The sequence below is a fragment of the Campylobacter concisus genome, assembly GCF_015229965.1.
Lineage (GTDB): Bacteria > Campylobacterota > Campylobacteria > Campylobacterales > Campylobacteraceae > Campylobacter_A > Campylobacter_A concisus_BD.
In genome coordinates this window covers 1-13,456 of sequence record NZ_JAAKZB010000033.1, presented here as the reverse complement: position 1 = coordinate 13,456, position 13,456 = coordinate 1, and the positions used below count along the sequence as shown (strand labels likewise).

Sequence of the window (13,456 nt, the reverse complement as noted above, 5' to 3'; positions counted from 1 at the left end):
AAGTATATGCGTGCAGTAAATTATTATAGAGATTTTAAAAAAGGTAAGTTAGAGACGATACCAACAACAAATAATGAAATACAAAAGAGACAAATAAATTTCTCACTAAATCAAATTTTATATGGTCCTCCAGGAACTGGAAAAACCTATAATCTTTCAAAGATCATGGACAAATTTACTCAATATCTCAATGTAAAATCAAGTGGTGACACTGATGCGTTATATGAAATGTTAAAAATAGAAAACTACACTTGGTATCAAGTGGCTGCAGCCATCTTGTATGATGCAGCTGAGTCAAACACTAATGGCGGTTGGCTTAAACTAAATAACGGCATAGTAAATCACATTTTATTTAAATTAAAATCAATAAAATCAGGTTCAAAAACACCAATACAAACAATATCATCAGATTTGTTATTTCATACAAAAATGGATTGTGAATATGTAAAAACACAAGAAAGACGAGCGCCTTTTATCTTTGAGAAAAACGAGAAAAGTGAATGGTGTGTAGATACAAAAATACTTAATGATGAGTGCCCTGAAGCCATAGAGCTTTACGAAAAATATAAAGAGATAAAAGAACAAAAAGTAGGCACAAGCTACACTAAAGAAAATTTTAAATTTATAACATTTCACCAAAGCTATGGGTATGAGGAATTTGTTGAGGGTATAAAGCCTCTATTTGATAGTGAAAACGAAGATGGCGATATAACTTATGAGATATCAAAAGGAATTTTTTATCAGTGCTGCGAAAATGCTTTGCTTCTTAGTGATTACAAAGGCAAACTTAGGGACTTTTGCGATTTGCCAAAAGATGAGCGACAAAAGTTTTTTAATGAAAACACACCAAAATATGCCATCTTTATCGACGAGATCAACCGCGGAAATATATCTAAAATTTTTGGTGAGCTCATAACTCTTATAGAGCCGTCAAAAAGACTAGGAGCAGATGACGAGATAATGGTCGAGCTGCCATACTCAAAAGAGAAATTTGGAGTGCCGTCAAATTTATACATAATAGGCACGATGAATACAGCAGATAGAAGCATAGCTCTTATGGATACGGCTCTTAGAAGAAGGTTTGAGTTTGTAGAGATGATGCCAGAATACGATACGCTAAATAAAACAATCATTGAAGGCATTAATGTAAGAGAAATGCTAAAAACGATAAACGAGCGCATAGAGTATCTTTACGACAGAGATCACACGATAGGGCATGCTTATTTTATAAATGTGTCAGACTTAAAAACGCTTGCAAATGTCTTTAAAAACAAAATTTTACCACTACTACAAGAGTATTTTTACGACGACTGGGAGAAGATTAGGCTTGTTTTAGGCGATAGTCAAAAAGATGAAAATTTACAGCTTGTTAAAATCAAGAGAAATATGGCAGTTGAAAAACTATTTAGAGGAAAAATCGACTATATAGACGATAAGATTTTATATGAGATAAATAGCGAAGCCTTTAATAATCCGCAAAGCTACATAGAAATTTATAAAAATGCAACAAAGCCAGATAACGCTAACTGAGTTTGAGCGCATATATCAGCACGATATATGTAAAAAAGACTTTGGCGATATAGAAAATTTTATCCTTAAAAATAGTGATGAAAATGCGCCGTTTTTAAGGATAGCAAGCGGAGTTGGCGGGAAATTTATACAGGCCAGAAACTATGTCGGCGTCTTGCAGACAAAAAGTGGCTTAACGATAGAGATTTTGCCAAAAATAGCAGACAAAAACGACGCCGAAAGATCAAAAGCAGTTTTTATAAAAATGCTAAGAACGCTAAAAAATTTCCCATTTAAAATCTCAAATTTAGCCAGTTTAAAAACACAAAATTTACCGCTTTTGGAAATTTTCATCTCTATGTTTTTATGCGAGCTTGAAGCTCTTGTAAAAAAGGGGATAAAAAGCGACTATGTGGCGCTAGAGGAGAACCTAAATTTCCTAAAAGGAAAGCTAAACATAAACGAGCAGATAAAAAGAAATAGCATCCACAAAGAGCGGTTTTACGTAGGATACAGCGAATTTTTAAGCGACATAAAGATAAATAGGATCATAAAAACAACTCTTAAATTTCTATACAAAAAGTCAAATTCTAGTAAAAATCAGCAAAAAATACGCGAGCTTTTATTTATATTTGATGAGGTTTCAGAGTGCGAGGATTATAAAAATTTCTTTGCAAAGCTTGTCATAAACCGTCAAATAAGGCACTATGAGCAAACTCTTTTATGGTGCAAGATCTTTTTGCTTAACAACTCATTTACACCGCACAAGGGCGATGATCTAGCCCTTGCCTTGCTATTTGATATGAATGCGCTCTTTGAAAGCTATGTTGGAAATTTTATAAAGAAAAAGTTTTCAGGCACTATATTACAACACTCAGAAAAACACCTCGTAGAAGAGCCAAAAAGTTTTAAACTAAGGCCTGATATATTTTTAAAAGGCAAATTTATAGCCGACACAAAATGGAAGATCGTAAGTTCAAGAGATGATATCTCACAAGCTGATCTATATCAGTTATATGCTTACGGCAAAAAACACGAGTGTGATAAGCTACACCTCATCTATCCAAAAATAGATGACATAAGACAAAAAACTATGAAATTTAGATACGACGATGAAATGTGGCTTGAAATTTTATATTTTGATCTTGAAAAAGACGAAAATAACGCAAATTTACTAGCGTAACTTTAAGAGCCAAATTTAAAGCTTCGCTTTAAGAGCCATTATCCTCTTGTATGAAGCGTCTATTCGCTCTTTGCTGATCTTTTTCTCATTTACAGCGTCAATTATGATCTGAGTTATTAGATCAGCCGTTCTTTGGTTATTTATCTTAAACTCGCTAAAGAGTAAGATGTCGCCACCAGCGTTTATAAATTTCACCACTTTTTGAGCCAATGTCTCGTCGCCAACGCCTTTCATCAGCATATCATCACTGATAACCACGCCATTAAATTTAAGCTCATTTCGCAAGAGATCGGTTATTATTTTTTTAGAAAGTGTGGCTGGATTGTCCTCGTCGATGCCTTTTACAAAAAGGTGCCCGACCATGATGATCTGCGCTCTACCTGTGCTTATGGCGTCTTTATATGGTAGTAGCGCATCTTTGCTTAGCGTGACCTCGCTCTTATTTTTATGTGAGTCCTCTTTTGAGCTGCCATGCCCTGGAAAGTGCTTAAGTGTCGTTAGAATGCCCTGCTCTTTAAATGCATCCATAAAAGCATCAGCGTAGATCACCACCTTGCTTGCATACTCGCTAAATGCCCTTTGCTTAGCTGCGATGATCGGTGAGTTTTCATCATGCAGATCGACCACTGGGGCGAAATTTAAATTTATGCCACACTCTTTTAAATTTATAGCCATTTTTGAGTAGAGGTCATATGCACTTTTGATATCAAGTGTGCTTGCGACCTCGTATGCGCTAGGATATGGGCCATCAAAGCTCTTATCCTTCATACGGCTTACGTTGCCGCCCTCTTCGTCGATAGCGATGAAAATTTTAGGACTTTTCTCTTTGATAGCCTTTATGCTAGCTTTTAGTTGGGCTTTGCTAGTGACATTTCTACCAAGTAGCATCACTCCGCCAAATCTCTCATACCCAGCGTCGCTTAACATCGCGCGAAACGCAGCGTCTTTTGTACTGACTCCGTTAAAGCCAACCATTATCATCTGCGAGACCTTGGCTCTTAGGCTCACCTCTGCGCCGTTTAGACCCAAAGCAAAAATAGCCACAAAAAGTATAAATTTAAAAGCTCTCATCTTCTTCCCAAAAGCGATTTTACGCTCTCAAAAACGTCTTTGCCATTTAGCATATTTTCAACCTCGCTAGCAATAGGCACATATATGCCCTTTTCTTTAGCGATCTTGCTAATAGCTCTTGCAGTATCGACGCCCTCTGCTACCTCGCCAAGCTCATTTAAAATTTTCTCTAGTCTCTCGTGCCTTGCGATGCCAAGACCTACGCGGTAGTTGCGCGAGAGTATCGACGAAGCGGTTAAAAACAGATCCCCTGCACCGCTTAGCCCCATAAATGTCTCATCTTTTGCGCCAAAAAATTTGCCAAATCTAGCCATCTCGACAAGCCCACGCGAAATGAGGCTAGCCCTTGCGTTGTTGCCAAGACCAAGTCCGTCGCAGATACCGCCAGCTATGGCGATCACGTTTTTATAGGCTCCGCACACCTCAGCGCCGATCACATCATCAGAAGTGTATGCTTTCATATAGCTTGGGAAAAATGAAGCAAATTTTAAAGCTAAATTTTGATTTTTAGAATTTACCACTAAGGCGCAAGGCAGCTTTTGCATGATCTCTTTTGCAAAGGTCGGCCCAGAAAGAAAGGCCAAATTTTCTCTATCAACAAAATCCTCGTAAATTTCATTTAGAAATTTAAGATTTGCCGTGTCTATGCCCTTGCTGGCGACTAGGATCTTTTGACCTTTGTTTTTGTAGTTTTGCTTTAGCCATAAATTTGTAGCTTGCGTTGGGATCGTGCAGACTAGATATTCGCACTCCAAAGCTTCATCCAAGCTTACAAAATTTAGCATCTCTCTTGGCGTTCTTGAGCTGATGACGCACTCGTTATTTTCACTAAATGCGTGAAAAAGCGCACTGCCCCACTTGCCAGCTCCAATGACTGCTATGCTCATTTTAGCCCTTTTTTAGCCTATTTTGGCCTTTAAAAGCTCATTGACCTTACCTGGGTTAAAGGCACCCTTGCCCTCTTTCATCACCTGACCGACAAAGAAGCCAAACATCTTATCTTTGCCGTTTTTATACTCTTCGACTTTATCGGCGTTTGCAGCTAAAATTTGATCTATGATCGCAACGATCGCTGAGTCGTCGCTCACTTGTTTTAAGCCAAGCTTTTCGATGACGCTATCAACGTCTGCGTCATGCTCCATTAGATAGTCTAGCACCTCTTTTGCGGCCTTGCCGCTTATCGTGCCATCTTCTATGCGTTTTAGTAAATTTATCATCTTAGCGCTACCAACCGGGCTTGTCTCGATCGTTACGCCGTTATTTAAGCGGCCAAGAAGCTCGACTATGAGCCACGTAGTAGCAAGCTTTGGCTGAATTCCAGCGGCGATTAGCTCTTCAAAATATCTAGCCATCTCAACGCTTTGTGTTAAATTTAGTGCATCACTCTCTTTTACGCCTAGCTCACTAATATATCTTGCGACCTTTTGCTCAGCAAGCTCTGGGATTTTTATCGCTTCGTTATACATCTCTTCTGGCACTTCAACAGGGAGCAAGTCAGGGTCAGGGAAATACCTATACTCCGCACTATCCTCTTTGCCACGCATCGATCTTGTCACTAAATTTGTCGTGTCAAACAGCCTTGTCTCTTGATAGACCTCTTCGTCATATTTGCCATCTTCCCACGCTGCACTTTGGCGCTCTACCTCATAATCGATCGCCTTTTGGATAAATTTAAATGAATTTAGGTTTTTTATCTCAACCCTTGTATAAAGCTTGGTATCGCCTTTTGGACGGATAGAGACGTTTGCGTCGCAGCGGAAGCTACCTTCCTGCATATTTGCGTCGCTGATATTTAAAAAGCGAAGGATCGAGTGTAGCTTTTTAAGATAAGCCACCGCCTCGTCGCTACTTCTAAGGTCTGGCTCGCTAACTATCTCAAGAAGCGGCGTGCCGGCTCTGTTTAGATCGACCAAGCTCTCATTTTCTTCGTGGATGTTCTTGCCAGCATCCTCTTCAAGGTGCGCTCTTGTTACTCCGATACGTTTTTTAGTGCCATTTACGTCGATGATGAGCTCGCCACCTTCTACGATAGGTATCTCAAACTGTGAAATTTGATATGCCTTTGGAAGGTCTGGGTAGAAGTAGTTTTTTCTATTAAAGACTGATTTTTTATTTATCTTAGCGTTTATCGCTGTGCCAAAGCTGATCGCCTTTTTGACTGCCTCTTTGTTTAGCACAGGTAGCGCTCCAGGCAGAGCTAGGCAGGTCGGACAAACGTGAGTGTTTGCCTCGTCGCCAAAGCTAGTCGAGCAAGAGCAGAAAATTTTAGTTTTTGTATTAAGCTGAGTGTGAACTTCTAAACCGATAACGACTTCAAACATATTTTTACCTTTAAATTTATGCAAATTTTTAGTGCGTATTTTAGCGATACTTTCTTTTAAAATATCTAAAGGGGAGCTTTAGCGATATATTTATATAGGTTAAAAAGGTTTTTGGAGAATAAATTTAAAAAGAGAAAAGCCATATAAAAATATGGCTTTAAATTTTAATGCTCGTGCTCGCTAATAGCGACTGCACCAGCTAGATAAACGTAAGTTAGCATCATGAAGATAAATGTTTGCAAAACAGCCATAAGTGTTAGAAGTGCAAAGGCTGGAAGTGGAGCAAACCATGGTGCAAGTGTAAGCATCGCAAGCAAAAATAAGTCATCGCCCTTAATGTTACCAAAAAGACGGAAAGAGAGCGAAACTACACGTGAAAGATGTGAGATGACTTCAACTGGGAACATTATAGGAGCTAGAAATTTGTTTGGTCCCATGAAGTGTCCAAAGTATTTGAAAAAGCCATTTTCTCTAATGCCCTCAAAGTTGTAGTAAATAAATACAACCAAAGCCAAAACTAGAGTTAAATTTAAGCTTGAGCTTGGTGACTCAAAGCCAGGGATGATACCGATGACGTTTGAGAAAAATACGATAAAGCCGATAGTTGCGACAAGTGGGAGGTATTTTCTAGCTAGCTTTTCGCTACCTAAAGTATCCTTGCCCATAGAGATAACGCCCTCTAAATAAGCCTCAACTATGTTTTGAAGGCCTCTTGGCACAAGCTGCATTTTGCTCCTTGCGATGTAGGCAACGATAAGGATGATCAAAGCTACAAGGCAAAAGTGAAACGCATAGACAAAGGCATGTGAATGGTTTAGCAAATTTGAGAATAGAAACAAATCTTTCATTGATTTACCTTAGATTTAGAATTTTGCGTGATTGTAACAAAATTATTGTTAAAACATTTTTAATTTTAAGCCTTGAAGTAGTCAAAAAGTAGTTTGCAAATGGTCGCTGCGACAACTATCAAAAACATCGTTCTAATAAATTTGACCTCTTTTTTGATGACTAAATTTGAGCCAAAATATGCTCCTAAAATTTGCCCCACAGCCATCAAAAAGCCAACTAGCCAAAGTATCTGTCCGCCAGCTATAAAAACGCCAAGTGCTACGATGTTGCTGGTAAAATTTAAGGCCTTTGTGTGAGCGACCGCCTTTTTTAAATTTAGCCCAATTAAAGCCACCATCGCAAACATCCAAAATGATCCTGCTCCTGGGCCAAAAAAGCCATCATAAAAGCCAAGAATTAGTCCAAATATGACATAAAATAGCCTCTCATTCATCTTTGCAGCCCTGTCGCTCTCACCTATTTTTGGCATAAAAAGCGTATAGATGAAGATGGCGATTAGCAAAAATGGGATGATGATTTTTAAGAAATTTGCATTTAAAAATAAGATGAGCGTTGCGCCAATGAGGGCTCCAATAAATGTAAAAACTATGCCAACAAAGCACTCTTTGTAATTAATCAGCCCTTTTTTAGTGAAATTTATCGTTGCCGTGAAGCTGCCAAAGACGCCTTGAAGCTTGTTTGTACCAAGGGCAAGATGAGGTGGCACGCCCATAGCCATGATGGCTGGCAAAGTGATCAGTCCGCCACCTCCTGCGATCGCGTCGATAAAACCACCCAAAAATGCAGCGACAAAAAAGACAGTGTAGCTAAGTAGGTCAAATTCCATTTTTGTTCTTTGTAAATTTAAGTTAAAAAGCGGATTGTAGTTTAAAATTTTGAAATTTCATCTTAGAAACGGGGGTTAAATTTGAGCGCTAAATTTAAAAAAGCCTTTAAACATATAAATTTAAAGGCTTTTTGTGGGGCTTAATTATTTAATAACGCCGCAAAGCATTCTAGCGCCGCCACCGCCAAGTGCTTTTGGCTGGTCGCTGTGGTTGTCGCCACCAACGTGAACCATTAGTGAGTGACCTTTTAGCTCGTCAAGGTTTTTGATCTTTGGAGCTAGCACTGGGTAGTTTGCATTGCCCTCAGCGTCTACGTAAAGAGCTGGTAGATCGCCTTTGTGGCCATTGTCGTCCCACGCAAATGAGTGCATTTTTGTCTCAGCTGGATCCCAGTGACCGCCTGCTTTCATACCAAGACCTTTTTCAGTCGCGCCACAGTCAGCATTTTGGTGAACGTGGAAGCCGTGAAGTCCTGCAGGAAGACCTTTGAGATTTGGGAAAAGTGCAACGCCGTAGTTTGTCTTAACAGCTACTACTTCGCCAACGCTTTTGTCGCCTTTTTCGCTTAGTTCGCTAACTGGGATCACAAGATGCTCGCCAGCCTTTGGATCAAAGTGATGGCCCTCGTGAGCAAAAAGTAGTGTTCCTAGAACAGCACTTAGTAAAACGATTTTTTTCATACACACTCCTTATGGATAAAATTGTATGGCAAGTCTATCCTAAATTTAAAAATTTAGCAATAATTTTTATTTTTTAAGATTTTTTACGATAGTTTCTAGCTCTTTACTTTGCCCTATCCTGTAAAGCGCAAAGTCGTATTTTATCGGGTCTAGCTCGTCAAATTCTCTAAGTTTTTTTGTAAGATCCATGACCGCTTTGAAGTCGTAGCTCTTTCTATTTATAAGTCCTAAATTTAATGAAACCCTATGCGTATGCACATCAAGTGGCATCAAAAGTCTATCTTTTGGCAAATTTTTAAATAGCCCAAGGTCGATGTCGCTATCTCGCACCATCCAGCGAAGATACATGTTGTAGCGTTTATATGGGCTTTGCGGCTCTTTGCTAAAGCTCTTACCAAAGAAAAACTCATATCCGTCTGAGCGGTAAGAATTTAGCCCATATATAAATTTGATAAGCTCATTTACTGCTTCTATCATCTCGCCATTTTTTGCAAGCCCTTGGCGCAAAATTTCTTCTATGCCGCCCTCTTTTTTCAGTCGTGAAAGTGTGATGAAAATTTCTTTTACGTCGTTTTCATTTTGAAAGCGGTATTTGAAATTTGACAGATTTTTTTTGATATTTTGCTCGCTCTCATCAAGTAGGCTAAATTCAAGCGAATTTAGAAATTTCACTATCATTTTTGCGTTGCCATAAGCAAATAACGCGCAAATGAGCGCTATGTTTGGCTCTTTAAATTTAGTAGCTACTTGAAGAGGATCTGGGGCGTCAAATAGCCCCGAATTTGTATTTTTACTAAGTACGTGTGCGTCTAAAAGACTCTTTAGTTCGCTCATTGTTTTAGTGAAAGAAGGGTGTCAAGCATCTGATCAACGGTTGTGATGATCTTTGCTGCTGCGCCGTAGCTTGCTTGAAAGCGGATTAAGTTTGTAAGCTCTTCGTTGGTATCTACGCCACTTGTTGATTGAAATTCCTCTTCAGCAGTCCTTTGCAAAGATGTATTTGTGTCGTGGATAGTGTTGTTTGCCTCGGTATCGCTCGCCATATCGGTCGTAAAATATCGGTAATATCCCTCGATCGTCTCATCTCTATCAAGCGCAGTGCCACTTGAGTAAAATGTCTGCTTTTGGTACTGAAGCTGGATCATCTTGTTTGCAACTTCGTTATTACCCACGACTGGCTTTGAGTAAGCACGAAGCTTTGTATGATCTTGAGTGAAATTTTGATTGATGCCTATTGTATTTGAGTTTGTGCCAGAAAAAAATCTATTGATGCCAACAACGCCTGGGAAATTTGTGCCGTGATCGACTATTGAGATGCTATAAAGCCCTTGAGCTTGCTTTGGTATGAGCGCAAATGTGCCTTGATGCGTGTTTTTATCATAAAAATACGACGCTTCAAAAAAGTCATCGACGTCATTTAGCATGTTGTTGTCGTTGTTATCGTCTGAATTTGAGTTAAAATCCTGCACAACAGAGTTGCCGTATTTTGTATCGTTCATCGTCGTAGTGCCGTTTATCTCGATGGTCTTTTTGGCTACGACGTTACCCTTGTTGTCATAAACGATAGCATCAAAACTGCCGTTTCTTATGCTGTTGTCGTGGTTCATCAGCGTCTTGTCGTTTTCTAGGTAGCTGATCGGATCTGAGTTTGAAATTTCAACCGCAGACTCGGCATAGACGTTATTTGTGCTAGTTATTAAAGTTTTTGAAAATGTATTTAGATTGTCGATATATTTTTGGATGATACCATCGCTAAATTTATCATTGTCTGGCTCGTAGTTGCGTCCTCTAAGATCAAGCGCAGCGCCTATCTTGCCATTTGTGATCTTCTCCTCCATAGGGATGCGTCTGCCATCTTCTCTTTCATAATAAATTTTTGTGTATTGTCCACTCTCAGTTGAGCTCATAGAAATTTCATGAAAATTTACGCCATCAACGATGCTTACACCGCCGATATTTAGGTTGTAGTATCTTCCTTGATCGCTTATGCCTGTATCTATCCTTGACTCGCTTTTTAGATCGCTTTTATAAACAGCTGTATTTACCAGCTTTGACATAGCAAGCTCTAGCTCATCGCGCTTGTCACGAAGGTCGTTTGCATTTATCTTGATGCCAGCATCTGCGCCAGATTCAACTCTTTGAATTTGTTTATTGATATTTGCTATTTGCTTGCCAAGTGAGTTTATCTCATTTATATTTATCTTTATAGTCTCATCTATCTGCGTGTGCATATCATAAAGCATCTTTGATGAGCGGTTGATGCTAGCTGTTAAAACGCTAGCTTTGTTTATCAAATTTACCTTTTGAGCGCCCTCGTCTGGGTTCGAAGCAAAGTTATTCCACGCAGCAAAATACTCCTGTATATCTTTTACCATGCCGTTATCTTTTAGGTCTGGGAAGTATTTTGTCGCCTCTTGTAAAATTCTCTGTTTATAGCCTGTATTTTCTAAATTTGACGATGAATATTTTAGTCTTGAATAGGCAAACTCATCGTGAAGCCTTGTCACAGTATCTACTTGCGTGCCTGTGCCAACGCCGCCAGGGACTGTGTTCATCGCTGGAGATGCAGACTGGACTACACGCTGCCTTGTGTAGTAGTTACTATCGGCGTTTGTGATGTTGTTTCCAGTTGTGCTTATTTGCACTTGGGCTGCATTTAGCCCTGAAACGCCTGTGCCTAATGACATAAAGATATTAGCCATTGTTTAAACCCTTGATTTGTAAAAATTATTATCTGTGCCGCTGCCGTCTTGTCCGTATTCATTAGTCTGAGTGCCAAAGACTTTTTTGCTAAGCGAGTCGAAAAACTCCTTAACAACAACGACGTGTCTTGCATATTCTTTATTTACTTTATGCAAAATTTCAAGCTTTGAACGCATAAGCACTAGCTTTGACTTCACTTCATCATCTAAAACATTTGCAAGTGTCGTAGTGCCACTCTCTTTTGAAACCCTTAGTAGCTCTTTGTCCAAAGCTCTTTTGGTATCTTCAAAAGCGCGCACGAGAGCATTTTTCTTCTTCACGCTCTCATCAACGCTTGAGTGCTTCGCCTCTTTTATATTGGCGATATCTTGCATCGTTAAATTTATAAGCTCGTCTAGCTCGCCTATGGCCTCGTCCAAAAGCTTCTTTATCATTTAAATTCCTTTAAATTTAGAGCAACGCATCAGCCACAGCTTTTGCTGTTTTAGAGATATCTACCTGATAGGTGCCATTTGCTATTGCATCAGCTATCTCTTTTACTCTTGCGTTTTCGTTTGTTTTTACTTCTTTGTTTTCATTTTCAACTCTAGCATCGCTATTTTTATTTAGCGTATTTGCCTGGTAGTTTGGTCTTTGGTTCAAAGGAGTTATCATATCCATACCTCTTAAAATAAAATGTTTATATCACTACATCGGCAAAATATAAATTTACTTAAGAGTCTCTCTTCAAAAAATCGTATAAAAGTTCTGAAAAACCTAAATTTCCACTCAAAGCTTTGCTCATAGCGTCATTATACATTGATCTGTAAATGTCGCTGCCAGCGGCTTTTGGATAGAGTGAGTTCTTATCATCTTCTTTTAAAGCGATATCAAGAACAGCTTTTACCATAAATGCTTCAAAAGCGTCAGTTTGCTCTTTCAAAAGTGCATCTTGTTTGGCATTTGCATTTTTTATCTTGTTTGCTGAGATGTCACTATATGAATTTAGTGCTAGGGTGTTGTCTATTTGCATTATATTATCTCCAGATCGACTTGTATCGCGCCAACTCGTTTTAAATTTTCAAGTATCGAGATGATGTCACTTGGTGTTGCACCAAGCTTGTTTAGCGCTCTTGTTACGTTTGCAACGGTTGTTTTTTCGCCTGAAATTTTAAGTAAATTTTGACTAGGAGCCACCGAGGTGTCGCTACCTATATTTACATCATTTTGCGCTGCCTCTTCGTAGCTGTTTGGCTCTATCTTTATAGTTATAGCGCCGTGAGTTATCACGACTGGACTAACTACCGCGTTTATACCGCTAACTATCGTGCCAGTTCTCTCATCAACTACGATCTTCTCATCTGGCTTATACTCGACATCAAGATCAAGCACAGCGCTTGCAAGCTCGATGATGCTAACATCATCTGGCTTTTTAACGATAACCGTTCTTGGATCGATCGCCTTTGCGGTGTCGTCTGAGATGTTTGCATTTATGGCGTTTTGGATATCAAGAGCGGTTTTAAAATTTGTATCTTTTAGGCTTAGTTTTATGCTATCTTGGTTGTAGATATCGTAAGTGACCTCGCGCTCCACAAGGGCGCCATTTAAGATAGTGCCTACGGTTGGGTGATTGCCGCCACTTCTGCCTGCGCTTTTGCCACCGATACTAAGAGGTCCTTGAGCCAAAGCGTAGATATCGCCATCAACGCCTTTTAGCGGGGTCATAAGAAGGGTGCCACCTTGTAAGTTTTTTGCATCGCCGATAGATGAGATCTCGATATCAAGCTTGTCGCCATGTCTTGCAAATGCAGGTAATTTTGCTGTCACCATAACAGCGGCTGCGTTTTTAGACTTGATATCATCTGGATTTATCTTGACATTTACGCCTTGAAGCATGTTTGATAGCGACTGGATCGTAAATTTTGACGTTGAGCCGTCCCCTGTGCCGTTTAGTCCGACGACTAAACCATAGCCTATTAGCTGGTTATCCCTTACGCCAACGATATTTGCAAGCTCTTTTATCTGCGTAGCAAAGGCTGAAGTAGCTATCACTGAAGCTGCTACAAAAGATAAAATTTTTTTCATATTTTTTCCTAAAATTTAGCTATTTTAGGTTTTTAAAGCAAAAGATGTTCCAAAAGTATTTAGGCTTAATAAAAATTATAAAAAATTAATACATAGTTTGTTTCATAATTTAAGAAAAAATAAAGAAGTTTATAGCATTTCTCATATAGTATTAAAAACATAAAACAACAAATTTATTAAAATCTTAAAAATCATTAACCAATTCAAAGGTATTTATCAAAATATCATAGATTAAGTACTATTTAGATG

At 39.0% G+C, this 13,456-nt stretch carries 14 protein-coding genes; 2 read left to right on the top strand and 12 right to left on the bottom strand.

Annotation, left to right across the window (positions count from 1 at the left end):
* On the top strand, nt 1-1,530 hold a 1,530-nt coding region (locus G6W43_RS10725), incomplete at its 5' end, for an McrB family protein (protein WP_242047671.1).
* Complete coding sequence (locus G6W43_RS10030) at nt 1,502-2,692, top strand: McrC family protein (RefSeq protein ID WP_149712237.1); 1,191 nt, start codon at nt 1,502-1,504, stop codon at nt 2,690-2,692. The genes G6W43_RS10725 and G6W43_RS10030, both read left to right, overlap by 29 nt.
* A 15-nt stretch (nt 2,693-2,707) precedes the next feature.
* Here the strand turns inward: G6W43_RS10030 and G6W43_RS10025 are convergent, their stop codons facing one another.
* From G6W43_RS10025 to G6W43_RS09970, 12 genes are all read right to left on the bottom strand, one after another.
* The gene (locus G6W43_RS10025; RefSeq protein WP_109146245.1) at nt 2,708-3,763 is read right to left on the bottom strand and encodes a glycoside hydrolase family 3 N-terminal domain-containing protein; all 1,056 of its coding nucleotides are present in this window, start codon (nt 3,761-3,763) and stop codon (nt 2,708-2,710) included.
* Nucleotides 3,760-4,650 (bottom strand): NAD(P)H-dependent glycerol-3-phosphate dehydrogenase, encoded by an 891-nt coding sequence (locus G6W43_RS10020; protein WP_103613839.1) that lies wholly within the window; start codon nt 4,648-4,650, stop codon nt 3,760-3,762. Before G6W43_RS10020 ends, G6W43_RS10025 begins: the two co-directional genes overlap by 4 nt.
* A gap of 12 nt (nt 4,651-4,662) precedes the next feature.
* Nucleotides 4,663-6,084 carry an Asp-tRNA(Asn)/Glu-tRNA(Gln) amidotransferase subunit GatB gene (gene gatB / locus G6W43_RS10015; RefSeq protein WP_109146246.1) on the bottom strand — a complete coding sequence of 474 codons (1,422 nt, stop codon included), beginning with the start codon at nt 6,082-6,084 and terminating at the stop codon, nt 4,663-4,665.
* A 164-nt stretch (nt 6,085-6,248) separates the two neighbouring features.
* Entirely contained in the window at nt 6,249-6,932 is a 684-nt protein-coding gene (locus tag G6W43_RS10010; protein WP_002942300.1) for a F0F1 ATP synthase subunit A, read from the bottom strand.
* A 65-nt stretch (nt 6,933-6,997) separates the two neighbouring features.
* Nucleotides 6,998-7,759: a TSUP family transporter gene (locus G6W43_RS10005; protein ID WP_149712236.1), complete on the bottom strand. Its 762-nt coding sequence runs from the start codon at nt 7,757-7,759 to the stop codon at nt 6,998-7,000.
* A gap of 144 nt (nt 7,760-7,903) precedes the next feature.
* Entirely contained in the window at nt 7,904-8,440 is a 537-nt protein-coding gene (locus G6W43_RS10000) for a superoxide dismutase family protein (protein ID WP_149712235.1), read from the bottom strand.
* A 66-nt stretch (nt 8,441-8,506) separates the two neighbouring features.
* Nucleotides 8,507-9,274, bottom strand: a complete 768-nt coding sequence (locus tag G6W43_RS09995; protein WP_149712234.1) for a TIGR02757 family protein — start codon at nt 9,272-9,274, stop codon at nt 8,507-8,509.
* Entirely contained in the window at nt 9,271-11,142 is a 1,872-nt protein-coding gene (gene flgK, locus G6W43_RS09990) for a flagellar hook-associated protein FlgK (RefSeq protein WP_002942291.1), read from the bottom strand. The genes G6W43_RS09995 and flgK overlap by 4 nt, the downstream gene beginning before the upstream one ends.
* 3 nt (nt 11,143-11,145) lie before the next feature.
* Complete coding sequence (locus G6W43_RS09985; RefSeq protein ID WP_012001657.1) at nt 11,146-11,577, bottom strand: flagellar export chaperone FlgN; 432 nt, start codon at nt 11,575-11,577, stop codon at nt 11,146-11,148.
* 16 nt (nt 11,578-11,593) lie between these two features.
* On the bottom strand, nt 11,594-11,797 hold the full coding sequence (locus tag G6W43_RS09980) for a flagellar biosynthesis anti-sigma factor FlgM (RefSeq protein ID WP_035142326.1): 204 nt from the start codon (nt 11,795-11,797) through the stop codon (nt 11,594-11,596).
* A 58-nt stretch (nt 11,798-11,855) separates the two neighbouring features.
* Nucleotides 11,856-12,155 (bottom strand): rod-binding protein, encoded by a 300-nt coding sequence (locus G6W43_RS09975; protein WP_012001656.1) that lies wholly within the window; start codon nt 12,153-12,155, stop codon nt 11,856-11,858.
* The gene (locus G6W43_RS09970; RefSeq protein WP_149712233.1) at nt 12,155-13,207 is read right to left on the bottom strand and encodes a flagellar basal body P-ring protein FlgI; all 1,053 of its coding nucleotides are present in this window, start codon (nt 13,205-13,207) and stop codon (nt 12,155-12,157) included. Before G6W43_RS09970 ends, G6W43_RS09975 begins: the two co-directional genes overlap by 1 nt.
* Nucleotides 13,208-13,456: the final 249 nt, after the last annotated feature.

What these genes read in the sequence shown, in the direction of transcription:
- G6W43_RS10030 (WP_149712237.1), top strand. Translation starts at nt 1,502, where the DNA reads ATGCAACAAAGCCAGATAACGCTAACTGAGTTTGAGCGCATATATCAG.
- G6W43_RS10025 (WP_109146245.1), bottom strand. Translation starts at nt 3,763, where the DNA reads ATGAGAGCTTTTAAATTTATACTTTTTGTGGCTATTTTTGCTTTGGGT.
- G6W43_RS10020 (WP_103613839.1), bottom strand. Translation starts at nt 4,650, where the DNA reads ATGAGCATAGCAGTCATTGGAGCTGGCAAGTGGGGCAGTGCGCTTTTT.
- gatB (WP_109146246.1), bottom strand. Translation starts at nt 6,084, where the DNA reads ATGTTTGAAGTCGTTATCGGTTTAGAAGTTCACACTCAGCTTAATACA.
- G6W43_RS10010 (WP_002942300.1), bottom strand. Translation starts at nt 6,932, where the DNA reads ATGAAAGATTTGTTTCTATTCTCAAATTTGCTAAACCATTCACATGCC.
- G6W43_RS10005 (WP_149712236.1), bottom strand. Translation starts at nt 7,759, where the DNA reads ATGGAATTTGACCTACTTAGCTACACTGTCTTTTTTGTCGCTGCATTT.
- G6W43_RS10000 (WP_149712235.1), bottom strand. Translation starts at nt 8,440, where the DNA reads ATGAAAAAAATCGTTTTACTAAGTGCTGTTCTAGGAACACTACTTTTT.
- G6W43_RS09995 (WP_149712234.1), bottom strand. Translation starts at nt 9,274, where the DNA reads ATGAGCGAACTAAAGAGTCTTTTAGACGCACACGTACTTAGTAAAAAT.
- flgK (WP_002942291.1), bottom strand. Translation starts at nt 11,142, where the DNA reads ATGGCTAATATCTTTATGTCATTAGGCACAGGCGTTTCAGGGCTAAAT.
- G6W43_RS09985 (WP_012001657.1), bottom strand. Translation starts at nt 11,577, where the DNA reads ATGATAAAGAAGCTTTTGGACGAGGCCATAGGCGAGCTAGACGAGCTT.
- G6W43_RS09980 (WP_035142326.1), bottom strand. Translation starts at nt 11,797, where the DNA reads ATGATAACTCCTTTGAACCAAAGACCAAACTACCAGGCAAATACGCTA.
- G6W43_RS09975 (WP_012001656.1), bottom strand. Translation starts at nt 12,155, where the DNA reads ATGCAAATAGACAACACCCTAGCACTAAATTCATATAGTGACATCTCA.
- G6W43_RS09970 (WP_149712233.1), bottom strand. Translation starts at nt 13,207, where the DNA reads ATGAAAAAAATTTTATCTTTTGTAGCAGCTTCAGTGATAGCTACTTCA.